The sequence below is a fragment of the Azospirillum aestuarii genome (genome assembly GCF_016632405.1).
GTDB classification, from domain to species: Bacteria; Pseudomonadota; Alphaproteobacteria; order Azospirillales; family Azospirillaceae; genus Azospirillum; species Azospirillum aestuarii.
Map to the genome: position 1 here is coordinate 701,535 of NZ_JAEPIV010000001.1, position 19,756 is coordinate 721,290.

The 19,756-nt window shown below is 67.0% G+C and carries 20 protein-coding genes; 11 read left to right on the forward strand and 9 right to left on the reverse strand.

Annotation, left to right across the window (positions count from 1 at the left end; all coding sequences use genetic code 11):
• Positions 1-114 precede the first annotated feature (114 nt).
• A complete protein-coding gene (locus JJL56_RS03235) occupies positions 115-3,681 on the forward strand; it encodes a PAS domain-containing protein (protein ID WP_200484164.1) in 3,567 nt (1,188 codons plus the stop codon).
• A gap of 61 nt (positions 3,682-3,742) precedes the next feature.
• Here JJL56_RS03235 and JJL56_RS03240 read toward each other — a convergent pair whose 3' ends face one another.
• From JJL56_RS03240 to JJL56_RS03250, 3 genes are all read right to left on the reverse strand, one after another.
• Complete coding sequence (locus tag JJL56_RS03240) at positions 3,743-4,705, reverse strand: DMT family transporter (protein ID WP_145623616.1); 963 nt, start codon at positions 4,703-4,705, stop codon at positions 3,743-3,745.
• 115 nt (positions 4,706-4,820) lie between these two features.
• Positions 4,821-5,363, reverse strand: coding sequence for a DUF2934 domain-containing protein (locus JJL56_RS03245; protein ID WP_145623615.1), 543 nt, complete (start codon positions 5,361-5,363; stop codon positions 4,821-4,823).
• Between the two features lie 162 nt (positions 5,364-5,525).
• Entirely contained in the window at positions 5,526-6,101 is a 576-nt protein-coding gene (locus JJL56_RS03250) for an acyloxyacyl hydrolase (RefSeq protein WP_345772536.1), read from the reverse strand.
• Positions 6,102-6,347: 246 nt separating this feature from the next.
• On the opposite strand from JJL56_RS03250, the gene JJL56_RS03255 reads away from it, so the two are divergent.
• The 4 genes from JJL56_RS03255 to JJL56_RS03270 all read left to right on the forward strand — a co-directional run bounded on the left by JJL56_RS03255 (position 6,348) and on the right by JJL56_RS03270 (position 9,909).
• Positions 6,348-7,907, forward strand: coding sequence for a bifunctional aminoglycoside phosphotransferase/ATP-binding protein (locus tag JJL56_RS03255; protein ID WP_200484165.1), 1,560 nt, complete (start codon positions 6,348-6,350; stop codon positions 7,905-7,907).
• 139 nt (positions 7,908-8,046) lie between these two features.
• Positions 8,047-8,913 (forward strand): universal stress protein, encoded by an 867-nt coding sequence (locus JJL56_RS03260; protein WP_200484166.1) that lies wholly within the window; start codon positions 8,047-8,049, stop codon positions 8,911-8,913.
• A 150-nt stretch (positions 8,914-9,063) separates the two neighbouring features.
• The gene (locus JJL56_RS03265) at positions 9,064-9,324 is read left to right on the forward strand and encodes a hypothetical protein (RefSeq protein WP_145623613.1); all 261 of its coding nucleotides are present in this window, start codon (positions 9,064-9,066) and stop codon (positions 9,322-9,324) included.
• Positions 9,325-9,549: 225 nt separating this feature from the next.
• Positions 9,550-9,909: a hypothetical protein gene (locus tag JJL56_RS03270; protein WP_145623612.1), complete on the forward strand. Its 360-nt coding sequence runs from the start codon at positions 9,550-9,552 to the stop codon at positions 9,907-9,909.
• 60 nt (positions 9,910-9,969) lie between these two features.
• Here the strand turns inward: JJL56_RS03270 and JJL56_RS03275 are convergent, their stop codons facing one another.
• The 3 genes from JJL56_RS03275 to folK all read right to left on the reverse strand — a co-directional run bounded on the left by JJL56_RS03275 (position 9,970) and on the right by folK (position 11,389).
• Entirely contained in the window at positions 9,970-10,128 is a 159-nt protein-coding gene (locus tag JJL56_RS03275; protein ID WP_186452815.1) for a hypothetical protein, read from the reverse strand.
• 202 nt (positions 10,129-10,330) lie between these two features.
• Positions 10,331-10,738: a dihydroneopterin aldolase gene (locus tag JJL56_RS03280; RefSeq protein WP_200484167.1), complete on the reverse strand. Its 408-nt coding sequence runs from the start codon at positions 10,736-10,738 to the stop codon at positions 10,331-10,333.
• A 144-nt stretch (positions 10,739-10,882) separates the two neighbouring features.
• On the reverse strand, positions 10,883-11,389 hold the full coding sequence (gene folK / locus JJL56_RS03285; protein WP_145623610.1) for a 2-amino-4-hydroxy-6-hydroxymethyldihydropteridine diphosphokinase: 507 nt from the start codon (positions 11,387-11,389) through the stop codon (positions 10,883-10,885).
• 235 nt (positions 11,390-11,624) lie between these two features.
• Here folK and JJL56_RS03290 point away from each other — a divergent pair, with 235 nt between their 5' ends.
• The 3 genes from JJL56_RS03290 to JJL56_RS03300 all read left to right on the forward strand — a co-directional run bounded on the left by JJL56_RS03290 (position 11,625) and on the right by JJL56_RS03300 (position 13,370).
• A complete protein-coding gene (locus tag JJL56_RS03290) occupies positions 11,625-12,086 on the forward strand; it encodes a hypothetical protein (RefSeq protein ID WP_200484168.1) in 462 nt (153 codons plus the stop codon).
• A gap of 102 nt (positions 12,087-12,188) precedes the next feature.
• Positions 12,189-12,860: an SRPBCC family protein gene (locus JJL56_RS03295; protein ID WP_200484169.1), complete on the forward strand. Its 672-nt coding sequence runs from the start codon at positions 12,189-12,191 to the stop codon at positions 12,858-12,860.
• A 129-nt stretch (positions 12,861-12,989) separates the two neighbouring features.
• Complete coding sequence (locus JJL56_RS03300; RefSeq protein WP_145623607.1) at positions 12,990-13,370, forward strand: c-type cytochrome; 381 nt, start codon at positions 12,990-12,992, stop codon at positions 13,368-13,370.
• A gap of 88 nt (positions 13,371-13,458) precedes the next feature.
• On the opposite strand, the gene pepN is transcribed toward JJL56_RS03300, so the two are convergent.
• A complete protein-coding gene (pepN, locus tag JJL56_RS03305) occupies positions 13,459-16,116 on the reverse strand; it encodes an aminopeptidase N (RefSeq protein ID WP_200484170.1) in 2,658 nt (885 codons plus the stop codon).
• Between the two features lie 241 nt (positions 16,117-16,357).
• Here pepN and JJL56_RS03310 point away from each other — a divergent pair, with 241 nt between their 5' ends.
• Genes JJL56_RS03310 through JJL56_RS03320 form a run of 3 tightly spaced genes read left to right on the forward strand, consistent with a single transcriptional unit; the run spans position 16,358 to position 18,896 of the window.
• Positions 16,358-17,083, forward strand: a complete 726-nt coding sequence (locus JJL56_RS03310; RefSeq protein ID WP_200484171.1) for a hypothetical protein — start codon at positions 16,358-16,360, stop codon at positions 17,081-17,083.
• A 5-nt stretch (positions 17,084-17,088) separates the two neighbouring features.
• Positions 17,089-18,273, forward strand: coding sequence for a M48 family metallopeptidase (locus JJL56_RS03315; RefSeq protein WP_200484172.1), 1,185 nt, complete (start codon positions 17,089-17,091; stop codon positions 18,271-18,273).
• A 5-nt stretch (positions 18,274-18,278) separates the two neighbouring features.
• Positions 18,279-18,896, forward strand: a complete 618-nt coding sequence (locus tag JJL56_RS03320; RefSeq protein ID WP_200484173.1) for a hypothetical protein — start codon at positions 18,279-18,281, stop codon at positions 18,894-18,896.
• A gap of 70 nt (positions 18,897-18,966) precedes the next feature.
• Here the strand turns inward: JJL56_RS03320 and JJL56_RS03325 are convergent, their stop codons facing one another.
• Both JJL56_RS03325 and JJL56_RS03330 read right to left on the reverse strand, forming a co-directional pair.
• On the reverse strand, positions 18,967-19,323 hold the full coding sequence (locus JJL56_RS03325; protein WP_200484174.1) for a HesB/IscA family protein: 357 nt from the start codon (positions 19,321-19,323) through the stop codon (positions 18,967-18,969).
• A gap of 16 nt (positions 19,324-19,339) precedes the next feature.
• Positions 19,340-19,747: an iron-sulfur cluster assembly protein gene (locus JJL56_RS03330; RefSeq protein WP_145623600.1), complete on the reverse strand. Its 408-nt coding sequence runs from the start codon at positions 19,745-19,747 to the stop codon at positions 19,340-19,342.
• Between the last annotated feature and the right edge of the window lie 9 nt (positions 19,748-19,756).

The following is a 19,756-nucleotide window of genomic DNA, read 5'->3' on the forward strand; positions in this document are numbered from 1 at the left end:
TTCAAGAACTTCACCCGGCTCCTGTTGAAAGTAGTGATAGACGGGCGGATTCTGTGGGAGTCGCCTGAGTGTCTGTCTATAGTGGGTGTCGTCAACTGTTTGTGAAAATCGGGTATGCGCCTTCGTCTCCCCTTCGTGGCCCTGCTGGCGCTTCTTCCGCTCGTCGCCTTTGCGGTGGCCTCGATCATGCTGGTCGATCGTCAACAGGAACGGTCGGTGGAAGAACTGGTCCGCCACGCTACCGATGCGGCGGTTCGGACGGTGGACGGGCGCGTCCTTATGACGCGCAGCGCGCTTGAAATCATGTCCTCAGCCCGTTCGCTGGACCTTGGTGACCGCGCCGTTTGGATGGAGCGGTCGGAACGTGCGCTGCGCCAGCGTTCGGATTGGGTCGCCCTGGAGGTTCGCGACCGCCAGGGTGACGTCGCCCTGCTCCACAGGCCTCAGGAACCGGAAGCCAACGACATCGATCCGGCTGCACGGTCCGCCCAGGCGGACCGTGTGTTCCGGTCGGGAGAGGTCTGGGTCAGCGGCGTCATCAGCGACCCGGCCGGCAAGGTGGAGCCGGTCTTCGCGGTAAGCGTGCCGGTTTGGGGCGTGGGCGAGGTGCGCCTGGTCCTGACCGCCTATGTACGGGCCTGGTCCCTGCGTCAGGTCCTGGTCGATCAGGTGGCGACGCCGAACTGGATCGTCGCGCTTTTCGACCGCGATGGGCGCTTCATCGCCCGGACGAGGTCCGAAACGGCCTTCGACCCAATGGTCGGAAAGCCGGCGCACGAGTCTCTTGCCCAGGCGCTGAAAACCGGCGACGAGTTTTTCCTGTCCCGTACCCAGCAGGGGCAGGAGGTGCTGTCGGCGAAGGCCGGCTCGGTGGCGGCGCCCGGCTGGTTTCTGACCCTCGGGACGCCGGCCGAACCGATCCAGGCGGCGGCGCGGCGCACGGTCTACGCGGTCGCCGGCGGCGGGCTGGGCGCGCTGGCGGTGGCGGCGCTGGTCGCCTGGGCCCTTGCCCGCTCCCACCACCGGCGGGAGGAGGCGGAGCGGCGCGCGCGGGTGGCGGAAGCCGCGGCGGAGGCTGACCGGCGATCCCACGCCATTTTGGAAAGCACGACGGACGGCGTCTACGAGATCGACCGGTCCTGGCGCATCGTCTACATGAACGGACGCGCGCGCGGCCTGATGGGCGGCAGCAGCGATCTGACCGGACAGCGTTTGTGGGAGGCCTTTCCCGACGCCATGGGGACGGTGCTGTGGGACCGTCTGCACATCGCCATGAGGGACCGCCATCCCGACGAATTCGAAGCCTACTTCGCGCCTCTCGGCGTCTGGCTCTTCCTGCGGGTTTTTCCGTCGTCCGCCGGGTTGGCCATCTATTTCCAGGACATCAGCAAGCGCCTGCTCGCCGAACGGGCGTTGGAGCGCGCGGTGGAGCAGGCGAACCAGATCCTGGAGAGCATCGGCGACGCCTTCTACGCCATCGACCGCGATTGGCGGATCACCTACGTGAACAAACGCGCCCAGGAGATGTTCGAGCGACCGCGTGAAGAACTCATCGGTCACTGCCTGCTGGATCTGTTTCCGGAAGTGGCGGGCAATACGATCATCCGCAGCTTCGAAGCCGCCATGGCCGACCAGCAGCCGCGGGAGTTCGAGGCGCTGTCCGGCATCTTCCAGCGCTGGACCATGTTCAACGTCTATCCGCAGGTTGGCGGCGGCCTGTCCATCTACTTCCGCGACGTGTCCGCCCACCGCGCGGCGGAGGCGGCCCTGCGCGCCAGCGAGCACCGCTACCGCACGCTATTGGAAGCGCTGCCGCAGATGGTCTGGACTTGCCGGGCGGATGGCAGCTGCGACTTCCTCAGCCAACAATGGCTGTCCTACACTGGGCAGCAATCTGAGGAGGCACGGGATTTCGGCTGGTCCGAGGCTGTTCATCCCGAGGATCGGAAGCGCCTTCTCACGGTTTGGATGCAGGCGGTCGAAATCAGGACGATCTTCGACACCGAGGCGCGCATCCGCAGCGCCGCCGGCACCTACCGCTGGTTCAAGAAGCGCGCCCTGCCGATCACCGACCCGGAAACCGGGGAGGAGCGCTGGTTCGGCACCTCCACCGACATCACCGACATCTTCGAGGCGCGCGACGCCATGCAGGCCGCCAAGGAGGAGGCGGAGGAGGCCGGGTTGCGATTCCGCACGCTGGCGGATTCCATCCCGCAGCTCGCCTGGATGGCCCGCCCGGACGGCCGGATCTTCTGGTACAACCAACGCTGGTGCGACTACACCGGCGTTGCGGGCGCGGACGCCGCCACCGGTCCGCTGTGGGACGGAATTCTTCCCGTCGACCATGCCGAGCGTGTCACGGCCAGCCTTCAACGATCGTTCCAGACCGGAGAACCGTGGGAGGACACTTTTCCCATGGCCGGGCGGGACGGCGCTTTCCGCTGGTTCCTGTCGCGGGCGCTGCCCGTTCGCGATTCCGACGGGGCCGTCGTGCTGTGGTTCGGCACGAACACCGACGTGACCGACCGTCTGGAGGCCGAGGACGCCCTGCGCCGCGCCAAGGAGGAGGCGGAGCAGGCGGCCTTGTCCAAGTCGAAGTTCCTCGCCTCCGCCAGCCATGATCTCCGCCAGCCGATGCAGTCGTTGTACCTGTTCTCCGGCGCGCTGCACGGCCACGTCCAGGGGGAAAAGGGCATGAAGGCGCTGCGCCTGCTGGAAAGCGGGCTGGACGCGCTGAAGGGGCTGCTGGACAGCCTGCTCGACGTGTCGCGCCTGGACGCCGGGGTGGTCAAGCCGACGCTGGAGGATTTTCCGGTGGCGCTGCTGCTCGACCACATCGCGGCGGGCTATGCCCCGGTGGCCCGCGGCAAGGGGCTCGACTGGACGATGGAGGGGTGTCCGCTGAACATCCGCTCCGATCGGGTGCTGCTGGGCCGGATGATCCGCAATCTCGTGGAGAACGCCATCCGCTACACGGAGCGGGGCAGCATCGCCATCACCTGCACGGCCGTGGGCGGGCGGATGCGGATAACGGTTGCCGACACCGGCATCGGCATTTCCGAAGAGCAGCTGCCGCGAATCTTCGAGGAGTTCCATCAGGTCGGCAACCCGGAGCGCGACCGCAGCCAGGGGCTTGGGCTGGGCCTCGCCATCGTGCAGCGCATCGGGCAGCTTCTGGACCATCCGGTGACCGTCCGCTCCACGCCCGGCGCGGGGTCGGTCTTCACCATCGAGGTGCCGGTGGGCGAGACTTCGAAGCCTGTAGAGCCGATGGTCCCCGTGCTTGCGGCGTCGGCGAGCGGCGATGAGCGGCTGGCCATGGTCATCGACGACGACGCCATCGTGCTGCTCGGCCTTCAGGCCATCCTGCGCGAATGGGGGTACGAGGTGCTGATCGCCGGCTCGGGGGAGCAGGCGGTGGACAAGCTGCGCTCGGTCAGCCGCAAGCCCGACATCATCATCGCGGACTACCGCTTGCGCGAAGGCAAGGTCGGCACCGAAGCCATCCTCGACATCCGTCGGCTGTTCGACGCCGAGATCCCGGCGATCATCGTGACCGGGGAAACCGGTCCGGAGTGTCAGCGCGACGCCGTGCGCCACGGCTTCGGCCTGATGCACAAACCGGTGACCCCGCGCCAACTCGCCGGTGCCATGGAGCGCTCCCTGCAACCAGCGGAATGAAGCCAGCGGAATGAAGCCGGCGGAATGAAGTCGGCGACGTGAGGCCGTCAGGTCCGGACGGTCAATCGCCGCCGCCGCTCATCGCGGGCGGGGTGGGCGGCAGACGGCGGCGGGTTTCGCGGTGCAGGATGTAAAGGCCACTGACCGCCACCACGGCGGCTCCCAGCACCATATGCAGGGTGGGCATCTCGCCCCACAGCATCCAGCCGAACAGAACGGCCCACAGCAGCGCGGCGTAGTTGAAGGGCGCTACCACGGCCGCCGGGGCCAGCGAATAGGCCCGCGTCAGGAACAGTTGGGCGCCGCCGCCCAGCACGCCGGTGGCTGACAGCAGGGCGAGGTCGGTCAGGTTGTGCGGAGTGATCCACACGAAGGGCATGACCAGCGCCAGGATCAGGGTGGTTATGGCGGTGAAGTAGAAGACGATGGTGTTGGCGTGCTCGGTCTTGCTGAGCTGGCGGATCGCCACCATCGCGAAGGACTGGCAGAAGGCGGCGCCGAGCGCGACCAGCGCGCCCAGATGCGTCAGCATCTCGCCCGACGGCCGGACCATGATGAGAACGCCGACAAAGCCGACCAGCACCGCGCTCCACCGGTGGATGCCGACCTTTTCGCCGAGCAGCGGCACCGACAGGGCGGTGAGGAACAGCGGGGCCGAGAAATTCAGCGCCACAGCGTCGCCCAGCGGCAGCAAACTGAACGACCAGAAGGTCAGGGACATCGCCGTCAGCCCGACGACCGAGCGCCAGACATGGCCCATCGGGCGCTCGGTGCGCAGGCTGTTGATCCAGCCGCCCTGCAACGAGATGACCACCGCCACGGGAATCAGGGCCATGGCGTTGCGGAAGAAGGTCACCTCGATGACGGGATACGTCTCCGAGAGCAGCTTCACCAGCACGTTCATCACGGAGAACAGCAGCACCGATCCCAGCATCATGACGATGCCGAGCGGTATGTTCTCCACGCGGATGTGGCGGGGCGTCGCGGGACGGGCGGGGGCGGGGGAGAGGGGGGGCGCGGTCACGCCCGGATGCTATCAACTGCAACCACCCGCGTCACGTTGCCGCGACGCGGGTGGTCATGTCCTGACGGAATGGCCGGATTGCGGTGCGACGCCGATCCGGCCGGTGCGCGTGCCGTCAGCGGTTGTTCAGCGCCTCGGCGATTTCCGCCTCGGCCCGCAGCCAATGGTCCATCTCGCGCCCGTCCGGGCGGCCTTCGCGCTCCCAGATCTCATAGGCGCGCTCCTGCACCATGCGGCTCTTCTGGCCGTGCAGCAGTCCCTCGGCGATGTGCATGTTGATGCGCGACAGCGACACCAGCTTGCGCGTCTCGATGGAGCCCTGGGTGGCTTCCATCGTGGTGACGGTGACGTACTGCGCGAGGTTGCGCAGGTTCGCCTTGACCTCGGAATCCAGCGTGTTCTCTTCGTTCTGGAGCACGGTCTTGATGGCGACCCAGAGACGGAGATTGTGGTCGAGCGCGTGATTCGCCTTTTCCGGCGTGTCGGCTTCGACGAGAAGGCTGGCGGCGTGCAGCAGCGCGACAGCGTCCTGCTCGATGGCCGCGAAGTTGGTGTTCAGGACGATTTCCGCCCCGGTGTCGGTGGCGAGCGCTTCAGCCGCTTCGAGCGACGGAGCGGCTTCGGCGGTCTTAGCGGTGGCGGTCTTGCGCTTGGCCATGATCGAATCCCCGGCGTTGATCCCCGAGGTCAATAGAACCAGCCGTCATTAACAAGTGGTTAAGGCGAGTATTGCCAGACCTTTTGCGCAGCCTCCGCGTCAGAGGAAACCCGAAGTGATTCGCGGATGGTCATGCTGCGCCGCAAAAGAACGAGCGAATTCTCAGCGTCCGGTGAAGGCTCCAAACGGCATTCGGTAATAGAAACCGAACACGTTGTTGGCCGGCGTGGCGGAGTCCGCGGTGGGGCCGCTGGTGTCGATGCGGCTGTATCCCAGGCTGAAGCGGGCCTTGTTCTCGAACTGGTAGCCAAGTTCGAGCTGGGATCGGAACTCGACCACGCTGCCCGACGCCGACGGGTCGCGGGGGGTGACCGGCAGGGTTCCGGCGCCGACGCTGGGCGTGAAGACGAAGGAGGACCCTCCCAGCGGAACGTCGATCAGGATGCCGCCCATCCCGTGGAGGTTGCCGTCCGGCGCGCTGGGACCGAGCGACACCCAGGGGCGCACCTCCGCATAACCGTCTAGCTTGGGCAGGAGGGAGGAGCCGATGCGGATCTTGTTGTGCAGGTCGGACACCTTGGTATCCGGCGTGTCACCGACGCTGTAGGCGAGGCCGCCGATCTTCCAGTTGCCGATCCGGTCGTCCGGTATGGACAGGGTCTGCGCGCCTGCGGGAGCGGAGAGCGCGAAGCCCGCCACGGCAACCACCAGACAGAGGCACGAAGTCCCTTGACGCACGGCGGCTTGCTCCCGATCGATCGTTGACCGTCCTACTCCGGCTGCTCCAGCCTACCGCGTCCGATCTCGGCGCGGTTGTGGCATTACGCGTTGCACCGCACCCCCGCGCAAGCGCGTAACGGTGCTACTCCCAGATGTCGTGCGCCCCGCACCCCACGTCAATGGTGGGAGGGTTGCCCTGTTTGCGAAGGTTCAGGCGGTTGGCGGGGCTCATCGGGGATCGCGGGAGCGTGCTAGACTGCCGTCATGCAGCACGCCTCTTCCGATCCGACCCAGGACCCGATGCCGTTGGCGGTCGCCTTCCTCGCCGATCCAGCGAGCCACGGCGGGGCGGCGGTGGAGCGCGTCGAAACCCATGCCGCCATCGTCTTTCTGGCCGGTGAGCGGGCCTACAAGCTGAAGCGTGCGGTTCGCTACCCCTATCTCGACTATTCGACGGTCGCGCGGCGCCGCGCGGCTTGCCTGGAGGAACTGCGGCTGAACCGGCGAACCGCGCCATCCCTGTATCTTGGCCTGGAGTCGGTGGTGCGGCGGGCGGACGGCGCGCTCGCCTTCGGCGGCGAGGATGCGGCGGGTGGAACGGCGCTGGACTGGCTGGTTGCGATGCGCCGATTTCCACAGGACGCCCTTCTGGACCGCGTGGCGGAGCGGGGCGGTCTCGACGACGAGTTGATTCGCAAGCTGGCCGACGCCGTGACCGTCTTTCACAAGGTCGCGGAGCCGCGCCCGGACGGCGGCGGGGCCGTGGCGATGCGGGAGGTGGTGGACGGCAACATCGCCGAACTGCGCGCCAGACCGTCGCTGTTTCCGCCGGAGGACGTCGAATCGCTGGCCCGCAAATCCGCGGCCGCGCTGGAGCGCTTGACCCCGCTGTTGGAGGAACGGCGGCGGGACGGCTTCGTCCGGCATTGCCACGGCGATCTGCATCTGCGGAACATCGTGCTGCTGGGCGACAAGCCGGTCCTGTTCGACGGCATCGAGTTCGATGAGCGGCTGGCGGTCATCGACGTCGCTTACGACCTCGCCTTTCTGCTGATGGATCTGGAGCGGCGGCGGCTTCGCCCCCTCGCCAACGCCTTTCTCAACCGCAGCCTGGACGCGACGGAGGACTATGGCGCGTTGGCGCCGCTGCCCCTGTTCCTGTCGGCGCGGGCGGCCATCCGCGCCAAGATCGCCGCCACCACGGCGGCGCTCCGCCCCGGCGAGGACGCGGAGCGGAGGTCGGAAGAGGAGGCGCAGGCCTATCTGAAGCAGGCCGTCGCGGCGCTGGAACCGCCGCCGCCGCGGCTGGTCGCCATCGGCGGCCTGTCCGGCACCGGCAAGACCCGGCTCGCCCGCGCCCTGGCGCCATCGCTGGGCGCGTCGCCGGGTGCCGTGGTCCTGCGCTCCGACGCGCTGCGCAAGCGCCTGTTCGGGGTCGGGGAGACGGAGCGGCTTCCCGCGGACGCCTACACGCCGGCGGTGACGGAACGGGTCTACGCCGGGTTGCTGGAGCGGGCGCGGACGGTGCTGGCCGCCGGGCACGCGGTGGTGCTGGACGCCGTTCATGCCCGGCCGGAGGAGAGGACCGCCGTCGCCCGTCTCGCGGCGGACGCCGGCGTGCGATTCGACGGGATCTGGCTGGACGCGCCGCTGGGCACGCGCATCGACCGCATCGCCGCCCGTCGGGGCGACGCTTCCGACGCCACGGAGGAAGTGGCCAAGCGGCAGGACGTCTATGATCTGGGCCCGCTTGAGTGGCTGCGTACGAATGCTGGCAGGGATGCGGGGGAAACGCTTGTGGCTGCGCTGGAACGACTGGTGTAATTCCAGGTGGAACGGGCGCCGCCGGTTCCCCATGGTCTAGTATGAGGGCGGCGCGGCTGCTGGAAACGGTGCATCCAGCCGTCGTTCCGACAGGCACCGTCCATAAGATGGGCCGGCGGAAACGGCCCGGGGGGAGATCATGTCACTCAAGACGATCCTTGTGCCGCTGGCCGGTCTCGACGGCGACACGGTGGCTTTGAACGCCGCGCTGAAGATCGCGCGCGAATTTGACGCCCACGTCGACGCCCTGTTCGTGTCTCTGGACCCGCGCGACGCTGTGCCCATGCTGGGTGAGGGCATGTCCGGCGCGATGGTCGAGGAGATCATGCGCGCCGCCGAAGGGGAGTCGAAGACCCACCTCCACGCCGCCCGCCGCACCTTCGACGACGTGGTGCGCGCCGCGGATGTCGAACTGCGCGACATTCCCACCGGCGTCGAGGCGCCAACCGCCCAGTGGCGGGAGGAGACGGGGCGTGTCGAGGAGGTGGTGCCGCGCGAAGGGCGGCTGGCCGATCTGCTGGTCTTCGCCCACACCACGCTGGACAGCAACACCCAGGCTTACGCCACGGTGGAAAGCGCCCTGCTGGGAGCGGCCCGTCCCCTGCTGCTGGCGCCGGCCATCCTGCCGGACGAGATCGGGCGCACGGTGGCGCTCGCCTGGAACGGCAGCCCCGAATCGGTTCGTGCCTTGACCGGGGCGATGCCGTTCCTGACCGGCGCTGACACGGTCCATGTGCTGACCGCCGAAACCTCCAACACCCAGGCTGCGGCAGGGCGTCGCATCGCCCAATATCTCGCTTGGCATGGTGTTAACGTTCAGGTAACCATATTGAAGCCGGGATCGGAACCCGTCGGCCAAGCCATCATGAACAAGGCCGCGGAGCTTGGGTCCGACCTCCTCGTGATGGGGGGGTATGGACACAGCCGGATGCGGGAAATGATCCTGGGTGGCGTGACCCGCTATGTGCTGAATCACGCCGGCCTGCCCGTGCTGATGGCCCACTGACGACAGGGCCTCTCTTTTAAAAGGCCGGGCTTCTCCGATCCGACGCGCGGCGCCGCGATGACGGGCGCCCTCCACGCCGATGGTTTCCAATCACAAGGGTCACCCGGACTCCGGTCCGGGCAAGGCCCGGCAATCGGGAAGGAACGCGCCATGTTGACGATCGACGATTGCATCGCGCTCAGCGATCTGACCGAAGAAGAAATCGACGCCATCGCGGAGCATGAGCATCTGCCGGAAATCCTGGCGGTGGAACTGGGCTGCTGCCTTGCCCACGACCCCGAAGGCATCCGCCGGATCGCCCGCATCATCCGCGAGGACATCGACCGGGCCCGCAGCCATGGGCAGACCGTCCACGCCCGCCAGTTGACGGTCGTTCTGGACGGCTTCGTGCACCAGCACCCGGCCCTGTAGAGCGAGCCCGCAACACGCGGGACGGCGGCAGGAAGGAATGCTCGACCCGCACCGGTACGGTGCGCGGTGGGGAAGGGGAGGCGCGGAACAACCGGCCCCCTGTTCGGTTGGCATTGGCGGGATCGCGTCGGGGGGACGGCGGGGAGTGCGCTCGGCGCGCTCCCTCAACCGTCGGGCCGCCGCAACGCGCTGTCTTGTTCCGCTGCCAGCAAAGGACGAACGACCGTGCCCTTGAAGACCATCCGCCTTGAACTGGCCCGCACCGCCGACCATCCGGAAGGCAGCGCGGAGCATGGTTATGAGTTCCACGCCCCACTGACCGCGGACGGCCATCTGGACCTGGAGGAATGGCGCAGCCAAAAGGCCGCCTGCACGGTTCGCCGCTTCTGGCGCGGCGAGGACGAGCAGAACGGCCGCCTCGTTCATCGGGGCAAATCATGGCTGTTCGATTACGACGCCGACGACAGCGACGACGACGAGCCGATCTTCCGCTTCGACCGCCATACACTGGTGGAGGGGGAATACATCTCCATCACCGAACATGATGGCGAGCAGCGCCCCTTCCGCGTCGTTTCCGTTCGCTGAATGCCGGCTGGTTCCCGCGGCGGTCCGCCTGGTCCGGGCGCGCCGCCCGGTTCCGCCCGATCAGGCGGCCAGCCGTTCCTCGCGGTCGCGCAAATTGCGTCCGACCTGTTCGAGAAGCTGCCGCAACGTCTCGGCAGTCATGCCATCCCGATTCATCAGGGCGACGATGATGGGCTCGTCCAGGATTTCCGACAGGGTCGGAGCCGTCAAATGGTCCATGTTACCCTCCCTGTGCATTCCGGCCGGCCTTGAGGCGGCGTGGTTCTATTGTACTTGAGATACGGTATTTCGCAACAATGCTGTATCGCGAAATATTCTATCGCGGCTGGCGTAAGGGCAGGAAACCGCTGAGTGTTCATGCCTGAACACCGGTTCGATGCCTATATCGGCAAAGGGGTTACCGCGATGGTGGGGGGCGGAGTCAGTGCTCCGCGTCGCGATTGCGCATGATCGTGACGCCGGCCCCCGCCGTGTCGGGAAGCAGGGACGGCAACTCCACGTCGACGCGCACATGACGGACCTTCGGCTGGGCCATGCACAACGCCACGGTGCGGTCGGCCAGATAGTCGGGGCCGGGCACCATCTCCTCGGCGCACAGACGGCGCAGGTCCTCCACGATGTCCTCGTAGGACATGACCGCGGTTATGTCGTCGGGAAAACCCAGACCGGGATGACTGACCTTCAACTCCAGACTGATATGGACGGTGTGGCGTCCGGAGTGCCCGGCGAGCGACACGGTGGCGGTGAAATCGCGCAGCAGGATGGTGTAGGTCGCCGCTGCGCGGGGGGAACCGGAACCGGTGTGTCGGGAAACGGGATCGTTGGCCAAAAAAGACATCTCCTGGCGGGCGGCGGCCCTGGTCGATGACCCGTCCGGGGCGGCCGCCTCGTCGCTGCGCCGCGCCCACTATAGCGCAGGCGCCTGCCCATTCGGCAAGGTCAGACGACCAACGACGTCGGACGGGCAACAACGTCAGACCGCCGCCGGAAGCTCCGTGCCGGTGCGGACCACCGTGTCGCGCCCAGGCACGGCGGCCAGAAGATCGTCGACGCTGCGCGCGATGGCCGGATGCTGCAGGTCGCCTGCGATGTCGGCCAGCGGGGCCAGGACGAAGGCGCGCTCCGCGATGCGGGGATGGGGAATCTCCAACTCCGGCGCATACATAACCAGTTCGCCGTAGAGCAGGATATCGATGTCGATGGGGCGCGGCCCGAAGCGAAGGCCGCCTTCCACATCACGGCCCATCTCCGCCTCGATGTCCTTGACATGGCGCAGAAGCTCCCACGGGCCGAGCGCGGTCTGACCGCGCAGCGCCATGTTCAGGAAGGACGGCTGGTCGGTCACATACATCGGGGCGGTTTCGTAGACGGGCGACGCCAGAGTGATGCGGACCTGCGGAGCGAGCCGCCGCTGTGCGGCCGCCAGATTGGCGGCGCGGTCGCCCAGATTGCTGCCGAGCGCAAGGTAGACCGTGGTCATCGCGGAACCGTCGCTAGTCGAAACCAAACCCTGGTCAGTCATACCATGATCCTCCGTTCCATCAACGGTCAAAGCGTCGGGCGGCGGCCCCGTCACATCCCAAACCGGCTTTTCGCCCGGTGGAATGGGCCGGTATGGAGCACGCTCCGGTTTAGGTAGCCGGCTTTCGCCGGGAACCGCAAGCGGCGGGCGGGGTTGTGCCAGTCGTGCGATGCTGCATCGGAGGGGGATGGTCATGGCGATTCGGCATGTCGGGACGGCGACGCTTCTGGGGCTGGCCGGGGCGCTCCTGGCGTCCTGCGCCACGGGGCCGGACCCGCAGATCGCCCGGCGTGCTCAGACCGAACTGGTCGGCATGCCGAAGGAACGGCTGCTTTCCTGCGCCGGGGTGCCGGCGCGGCAGGCCCAGGCCGGTGGGCGGGAATACTACACCTATGTCTCCGACCCCGGAGTGGCGGTCAGCCCGTTGGGCGGCAGCAGCATCGGCGTCGGTGGCTTCGGCGGGGGCGGTTCGAGCGGCGTCGGCGTCGGGCTGGGATTTGGGCTCCCGATCGGTTCCTCGTCTCCCGGCATGTGCGAGGCCACCTTCGTCCTGGGGCCGGGCGGGCTCGTGGAGCAGGTGTCCTACCCGGCCAACGCCTCGCTGTCCGCCTGCACGCCGATCGTGCAGAACTGCGTGCCGCCCGCCCCGCGCTGAACCGTCCCTTCCTGGCTGAAAGGGGGACTGTCGCCGGTTGCGGCCTTGCCGTATCGTCCGGCTATGGCTTGGCTGTGAACAAAGGCAGGGGAGGATCACGTCATGGACATGAGCGGCAGCCAGCGCATCACGGCCCCGCGGGACAAGGTTTGGGCGGCGCTGAACGATCCGGACATCCTGCGCCAGTGCATTCCCGGCTGCGAGGAGGTGCAGAAGACCTCCGACACGGAATTCACCGCCAAGGTGGTCGCCAAGGTGGGGCCTGTCAGTGCCAAGTTCTCCGGCAAGGTGACTTTGTCGGATCTCGACCCGCCCAACGGCTACACCATCACCGGGGAGGGCTCCGGTGGGGCGGCCGGCTTCGGCAAGGGCGGCGCCAAGGTTTCGCTGGAACCGGACGGCGAGGCGACGATCCTGTCATACACAGCCCACGCCACGGTCGGCGGCAAGCTGGCGCAGATCGGTTCGCGTCTGGTGGACGCCACCGCCCGCAAGATGGCGGACGATTTCTTCAATCGATTCACGGCGGTGGTCGGCGGGCCGCAGCCTGAGCCGGCGTCCATGCCGATTGCCGGACCGGCCCCTGTAACGGTTGCGGAGCCCGTTGGGCAAAGCGCCGCGGCTCCACAACCGGTGACGCCCGCCGCAGAGGCGCCCGCGCCGGAAATCCCCATCCCGCTTCCCGCCTCCCGGGGGCAGGGCGGCTTTTATGTACCCTGGGCGGCGCTGGTCGCGGTGGCCGTTCTTGTGATTCTTCTCGTGTGGATGAAATAACCCGTATTTGGTGTTCGTGCTGTGAGCGCGACACGTTCGGGGGTTGGCCTTAACCACAGAATGTGTATGCTGCGCCCGAACCCGCCGGCACCAGAACGCCGGCTTCATCCGGAAGGGGGAATCTGACCAATGAACAAGCATATCCTGGGCGCTGCCCTGATCGCCGGCATTGCCATGGGCGCGGGCGCCGCGCAGGCCGCTGACGCCGCCGCTGGCAAGGACGTCTTCAAGCAGTGCATGGCCTGCCACACCACGGAGCAGGGCAAGAACAAGGTCGGCCCGTCGCTGTTCGGCGTTGTCGACCGTCCGGCCGGCAAGATCGATGGCTTCAAGTACTCCAAGCCGATGCAGGAGAAGGCTGCCGGCGGTCTGGTCTGGACCGCGGACAACCTGAAGGCCTACATCACCGCCCCGAAGGAAGTCGTTCCGGGTGGCACGATGGCCTTCGCCGGCATCAAGGACGCCGCCAAGGTGGACGATCTGGTCGCCTTCCTGGCCGAGCAGAAGTAAAGACGCCCGCGCCTCGGCGCGGGGGTACGGATGGGCCGGAGGGGAAATCCTCCGGCCCTTTCCTTTTTCCGGATCAGCCCACCTTTGATCAGCCCGCGGCGTCCAGGCTCTTGCTCGCCACCTCGAAGACGTCCGGCGACAGGCCTGGCGTGGCGACGATGCGCTCCAGCTCAGCCTTCATCAGGGCGCGGCGCGGCGCGTCGTAGCGGCGCAGGCGCGAGAAGGGACCGACCATGCGGGCCGCCACCTGCGGGTTCATCGGATCGAGCCTCAGGACCTGATCGGCCAGGAAGCGATAACCCGCCCCGCTGGTGTCGTGGAAGCGCACCGGGTTGCCGCCCGCGAAGCCGCCGATCAGGGCGTAGACCTTGTTCGGGTTGCGGATTTCAAAGGCGGGATGGGCGAGCAGCGCCGTCACCCGCTCCAGCGTGTCGGGACGGTGGGAGGTCGCCTGCACCCCGAACCACTTGTCCACGACCAGCGCATCGCCCTTCCAGCGCTCGTAGAAGCCGGCGACGGCCTCGTCCCGCTCCGGGGCGCTGGAATTGCTTAGGAACTGGAGCGCGGCCATCACGTCGGTCATCGCCTGGGCGCCGCGATACTGGCCGAGGCACAGGCCGAGCGCCTCCTCGTCCTCCAGCGCCATGAGATAGGCGAGACACAAGTTCTTCAGCGCCCGCTGCCCGATGGCTGCGGCGTCCACCGAGAAGGGCTCGTTGCCCGCGTTGCGGCGGTGCGTGTCCAGCCAGCCGGGCCGCAGCGCCTCGGCCAGCCGGCGGCGGGCGAACTCACGCACGGCGTGGACGGCGTCGGGGTCGATCACCTCCATCTGCGTGCCGAGGTAGCTCTCGGTCGGCAGCACCAGGGCCTGCGCGGCGAAGGCCGGGTCCTGGTCTGCGTCCTTGAGAACGGCGCCCACCGCATCGATGAAGCTCTGGGGCAGAGCCAGTTCCCGCCCGGCCTGCCAGTCGGCGACCAGGGAGAGCAGCAGCCGGGTGGCGAGCGTCTGCCCGGCCTCCCAGCGGTTGAAGGCGTCGCTGTCGTTGGCCATCAGGAAGGTCAGGTCGCCGTCCGTCAGGTCGGCCCGCAGCTTCACCGGGGCGGAGAAACCGCGCAGCAGCGACGGCACCGGGCGGGCCGGCACGTCGACGAACGTGAAGGTCTGCTCGGCCTCGGTGACGTGCAGCGTGCGGCTGGTCCCGGCGGGCTCCGCCTCGCCGGTCAGGCGCAGCGGGAGGTCCGCCCCCTCCGGACCGAGAAGCCCCATGACCAGCGGGATGTGCATCGGCTCCTTCACCGGCTGGCCGGGGGTGGGCGGCACGGTCTGCCTGACGGTCAGCCGGTAGGTCTTGGCCGCGCCGTCATAGGCGCCTGTCACGTCCAACTCCGGCGTGCCGGCCTGCCGATACCAGCGCTTGAATTGCGTCAGGTCCACGCCGGTGGCGTCGGACATCGCCGCGGCGAAGTCGTCGCAGGTGACCGCCTGTCCGTCGTGCCTCTGGAAATACAGGTCCATGCCCTTGCGGAAGCCCTGTGGACCCAGCAGCGTGTGGTACATGCGGATGACTTCCGACCCCTTGTCATAGACGGTGGGGGTGTAGAAGTTGTTGATCTCCACATAGCTGTCCGGGCGCACCGGGTGCGCCATGGCGCCGGAATCCTCCGGGAACTGCACGGTGCGCAGGCGTTGCACGTCGGCGATGCGCTTGACCGCCCGCGAGTTCATGTCGCTGGAGAATTCCTGATCGCGGAAGACGGTCAGCCCTTCCTTCAGCGACAGCTGGAACCAGTCGCGACAGGTGACGCGGTTGCCGGTCCAGTTGTGGAAATACTCGTGCGCCACCACGGCCTCGATACCCAGGAAATCCTGGTCGGTTGCGGTCTCCGGCTTCGCCAGGATGTATTTGGTGTTGAAGACGTTGAGGGACTTGTTCTCCATCGCCCCCATGTTGAAGTCGCCGACCGCGACGATGTTGAAGATGTCGAGGTCGTATTCCAGCCCGAACACCTCCTCGTCCCAGCGCATCGACTTGATGAGGGAGCGCATGGCGTGGTCGACCTTGTCCTCGTTCCCCGGCTCCACATAGATGCGCAGGGTGACGTCGCGGCCGGACGCGGTGCGGAAGCGGTCCTCCTGATGCACCAGACTGCCGGCGACCAGGGCGAACAGGTAGCAGGGCTTGGGGAAGGGGTCTTCCCACACCGCGCGATGGCGCCCGTCGGGCAGGTCGCCGGATTCGATGAGATTGCCGTTGGACAGCAGCACCGGGTAGCGCGCCTTGTCCGCAGTGATCGTGGTGGTGTAGCGGGCCATCACGTCGGGCCGGTCGGCGAAATAGGTGATCTTGCGGAAGCCCTCCGCCTCGCACTGGGTGCAGAAGTTGCCGGAGGACTTGTAGAGCCCTTCCAGCGCGGTGTTCTCCTGCGGCTTGATGCGGACGACGGTTTCCAGCGTGAAGGTTTCCGGCACACTGTGGACGGTCAGATGGTCCGGCGTGACGGTATAGTCGGCATCGCCCAGCGGCTTCCCGTTCAGCGCCACGGACACCAGTTCCAGCCGCTGCCCGTCCAGCGTCAGCGGCAGCGCCGCCGCGTCGTCGCGCGCCGGGTTGCGCCGCAGCCCGAGCTGCGCGCGGACCGTGGTCACGTCCTCGCCGAGGTCGAAGAACAGATCGACCGTTTCGATCAGGTGCGCGGGCGGGCGGTAGTCCTGCAGGCGGATGGCCTTGGGCGTGCCTTTGTCCATGGGGCTTTTCTCTAACCTTGTTTTGGCCGTGTCGGCGTCGCGGGGACGGACTCTAGCATGGAGAGTGGGGACGCGGGACGCCGTTGGACAGGGGCAACGGCGCATTCATCGCGCCCTGTCCATGCGGGCATGCGGCAATGACCTCCGGTGGCGATATCTGTTGAATCTGCCCTTAATGATACATAGAACTGAAAGAGGTAACCCGATTGATGTGAATACCCCAGTATGATGGAGCCTTGGCGTGTATGGTCGATCATTTCCCGCGCTTTCCGTGTTCGGTAGAGTTCTGGCTGTTCTTCTGACGGTGGTTCTGGTGTCCGCCTGCCAATCCACCGTAAAGCATGTCGAAACGATCAAGCGTCCGGGCAACAGCACCCGGATCGTGCTGATGCCTCTGGATGTCGAACTCAGCGAACTGTCAGCCGCCGGAATGAACGAGCCGAAGGCCGAATGGACCGAGGCGGCGCGTCGTCACCTGTCCGTGGCCTTCGACGAACAACAGGCGGATCTGGGGCTGAGCATCGCCGCTTTCGACGACAGCAAGGCCAGTCCGGAGGTCGTGGACACCCTGCATCAGTTGCAGAGGTTGCATGAGAAGGTCGGCACGTCGGCCATGATCCACCACTTCTTCGACGTCAAGAAACTCCCGACCAAGCATGGCAAGTTCGATTGGACCCTGGGAACCACCGCCAGGACGCTGAGGGAGGCGACCGGTGCCGATTATGCGCTGTTCGTCTGGGTGCGTGACAGCTACGCAAGCGGTGGGCGGGTCGCCTTGATGGTCGCGGCGGCGGTTCTGGGCGTCGGGGTGCAGGGCGGTTCGCAGGTCGGCTTCGCGTCTCTGGTCGATCTCGAAACCGGGGACATCGTTTGGTTCAACCGGCTGATGCGGGGGGCCGGCGACCTGCGCACGGTGGAACCGGCGCGCGAAACCGCCAAGGTGCTGCTGGCGGACTTCCCGAAATGATCGCCATGCATCGCCAGACAATGCACCGCCGGAGCTTTCTTGCGGGCTGCGGCTGCTGCTCGGCCTTGGCGCTGACCGGCTGCACGACCACCGGGACGGGGGAGGGCAACGCCACACCCGGTTACCGGCCGTCAGCGGCGACGGACGAGGGCGGGCTCTGGCAGGTGATGGACCGGACGGAGAGCGAGCTGAAGCGCTCCCGCGCCCTCGTGCGCGACGAGGCCGTGAACACCTATCTGCGCGACATCGTGTGCCGCATGACCGCGGACCACTGCGCCGATATCCGGGTCTATGTCGTGCGCACTCCGGTGTTCAACGCATCGATGGCGCCGAACGGGATGATGCAGGTCTACTCTGGCCTTCTTCTGCGCACCCGCAACGAGGCGCAGCTGGCCGCCGTTCTGGGTCACGAAATCGGGCATTACCTGCGGAAGCACTCGTTGCAGAAGTGGCGCGACGCGCGGGCCAAGGCGGATTTCGGGGCGTTCCTGAGCCTCGGCTTGGCCCTGGCCGGCATCCCCGCGGTGGGAAGTCTGACCCAGATGGCGCTGCTCGCCAGCATATTCTCCTACTCCCGCGACCAGGAGCGGGAGGCCGACGACATCGGCATCCAGCTCATGGCGAAGGCCGGTTACGCGCCGGGAGAAGCCGCCCGCGTCTGGGAGCAGTTGGTCGCCGAGAAAAAGGCGATGGCGGAGGAGGCCGAGCGCAACGTCTTCTTCGCGTCGCACCCGGAGCCGGAGGAGCGGCAGGCGATCCTGAAGGCGAAGGCAACCGGCTTGGCCCAGCCTGGGCAGACCGACGGGGCTGAGCCTTACCGCAGAAATTTGCGGGGCCTGCGCCGGACGCTGTTCGAGGATGAACTGCGGATGCGCCAGTTTCCGCGGACGCTGGTCCTGCTCGACCAGCTCTGTTCCGACATCCCACCCGATGCGGACATCATGCATTTCTACGGCGAGGTCCACCGTCTCCGCGCCGAGAACGGGGATCTGGGCCGTGCGCGGGGCTGGTACGAGCGGTCGCTTGCCACACCGGACGCCCCGCCCGAAGCCTGGCGCGGCCTCGGTCTCGTCCTGCGCCAGCAGGGGGAGCGGGGACCGTCGGCGGAAGCCTTTCAGCGTTATCTGTCGCTCGCACCGCGGGCGGCGGACCGCGACCTCATTCAAAGCTACATTGCCCTGGGGAGTTGATCCATATGCCGCAGTTTGCAATCCGCACCCTGGCCCGCAGTCTGGCCGTGCTGTGCGCCTTGGTGGCGCTGTCCGGCTGCGTGCACTACGCGCTCATCCCGTCCACGGAAAAGGTGACCGTCCGCAGCGGCATGACCATCCAGCCCGGCATCGAGTGGAACCGGATCACGGCCCTGGGGGCGGCGGACACGGGGAATCTGGATTTCTGGACGGTCGATGGCGAACAGTTGGACCTGCTGATCCTCGCGGCTGGGATCGAGGATGGAAGGCCCCTGTTCAACATCACCGGAAGCGATGAAAAGCCTCCGGCCTACCGGGCGGGGATGCCGACCGAAGACCTGAGCAGCCTGTTCGAATCGGCCTTCACCAAAACCTTCAAGGCCAAGGTCTTCACGGTCCGCTCGCTGAAGCCGCAGACGGTGGCCGGAGGTGAGGGGATACGCCTCGACTTCTCCTTCTCAGGAGAGGACGAACTGGATCGTGATGGTGTGGCTGTCCTGGTTCAGAAGAACGGCAAGCTGTACATGGTCGCCCATCAGGGGGCGCGGCTGCACTACCGCCCGAAATACGCCCCGGAGGTGGACCGCATCATCGCGTCGATGCGCATCATCGACAAAGCGTGACCGGTGCATCCCGTCCCGTATGCGCGGCGTTAAACGCCTCTCCCGCCGGAAGCGGGAGAGGCGGTGCCCATCAAACGTGGAAGCTCTCGCCGCAGCCGCAGCGGCCCTTCTCGTTCGGGTTCTTGAAGACGAAGCCGGTCTGGAACTTGTCGTCGACGTAGTCCATCTCGCTGCCGAGCAGGAACATCACCGCGGCGGGGTCGATCAGGACGGTGACGCCCTTGTCCACCACCACCTCGTCGAACTTCATCTTTTCCTTGGCGTACTGCACGTCGTAGCTGAGGCCGGAGCAGCCCTTCGCCTTCACGCCGATGCGCAGGCCGATGTAGTCGTCGGTCGCCTTGGACATCAGCAGCCGCACGCGCTCCGCGGCGGCGTCGGTGATGGAAAGGGCCTTGGGGAGAGAAGCCGTAGAAGCCGTAGCCATGGGGATCTTCGCCTCCTTAAAACATGTCCAGTTGGACCCGAGCGACCTCGGACATCATGCCCTGGTGCCAGGGCGGTTCCCAAACCAGCTCCACCTTGCATGTGGTGACGTCCTCGACGGACGCAACCGCCTGCTGCACCTGCATCGGCAGTTCGCCGGCCACCGGGCACATCGGGCTGGTCAGGGTCATGTCGATCTCGACCTCGTTGTTCGGGCCGATGTCGACGCGGTAGATCAGGCCCAGTTCCCAGATGTCCACGGGGATTTCCGGGTCGTAGCAGCTCTTCAGCGCCGAGATCACCGCCTCGCTCAGCGCGGCGCGCGGGTCGTAGGCGGCCTTGGCCGCAGCCATGTCCGCTTCGGTCTGGTTCATCGGCTTGGCCTCCGCGGCGTCGGCTTCCTTGGAGATCGCGTCATCGGGCATCGCGTTTCA

Bases quoted from the DNA above. Each gene is read 5' to 3' on its own strand.
- JJL56_RS03235 (WP_200484164.1), top strand. From the start codon at position 115: ATGCGCCTTCGTCTCCCCTTCGTGGCCCTGCTGGCGCTTCTTCCGCTC.
- JJL56_RS03245 (WP_145623615.1), bottom strand. From the start codon at position 5,363: ATGGCCAAGCGCAAGACCGCCACCGCTAAGACCGCCGAAGCCGCTCCG.
- JJL56_RS03255 (WP_200484165.1), top strand. From the start codon at position 6,348: ATGCAGCACGCCTCTTCCGATCCGACCCAGGACCCGATGCCGTTGGCG.
- JJL56_RS03260 (WP_200484166.1), top strand. From the start codon at position 8,047: ATGTCACTCAAGACGATCCTTGTGCCGCTGGCCGGTCTCGACGGCGAC.
- JJL56_RS03265 (WP_145623613.1), top strand. From the start codon at position 9,064: ATGTTGACGATCGACGATTGCATCGCGCTCAGCGATCTGACCGAAGAA.
- JJL56_RS03275 (WP_186452815.1), bottom strand. From the start codon at position 10,128: ATGGACCATTTGACGGCTCCGACCCTGTCGGAAATCCTGGACGAGCCC.
- folK (WP_145623610.1), bottom strand. From the start codon at position 11,389: ATGACCACGGTCTACCTTGCGCTCGGCAGCAATCTGGGCGACCGCGCC.
- JJL56_RS03290 (WP_200484168.1), top strand. From the start codon at position 11,625: ATGGCGATTCGGCATGTCGGGACGGCGACGCTTCTGGGGCTGGCCGGG.
- JJL56_RS03295 (WP_200484169.1), top strand. From the start codon at position 12,189: ATGGACATGAGCGGCAGCCAGCGCATCACGGCCCCGCGGGACAAGGTT.
- JJL56_RS03300 (WP_145623607.1), top strand. From the start codon at position 12,990: ATGAACAAGCATATCCTGGGCGCTGCCCTGATCGCCGGCATTGCCATG.
- pepN (WP_200484170.1), bottom strand. From the start codon at position 16,116: ATGGACAAAGGCACGCCCAAGGCCATCCGCCTGCAGGACTACCGCCCG.
- JJL56_RS03315 (WP_200484172.1), top strand. From the start codon at position 17,089: ATGCATCGCCAGACAATGCACCGCCGGAGCTTTCTTGCGGGCTGCGGC.
- JJL56_RS03320 (WP_200484173.1), top strand. From the start codon at position 18,279: ATGCCGCAGTTTGCAATCCGCACCCTGGCCCGCAGTCTGGCCGTGCTG.
- JJL56_RS03325 (WP_200484174.1), bottom strand. From the start codon at position 19,323: ATGGCTACGGCTTCTACGGCTTCTCTCCCCAAGGCCCTTTCCATCACC.
- JJL56_RS03330 (WP_145623600.1), bottom strand. From the start codon at position 19,747: ATGCCCGATGACGCGATCTCCAAGGAAGCCGACGCCGCGGAGGCCAAG.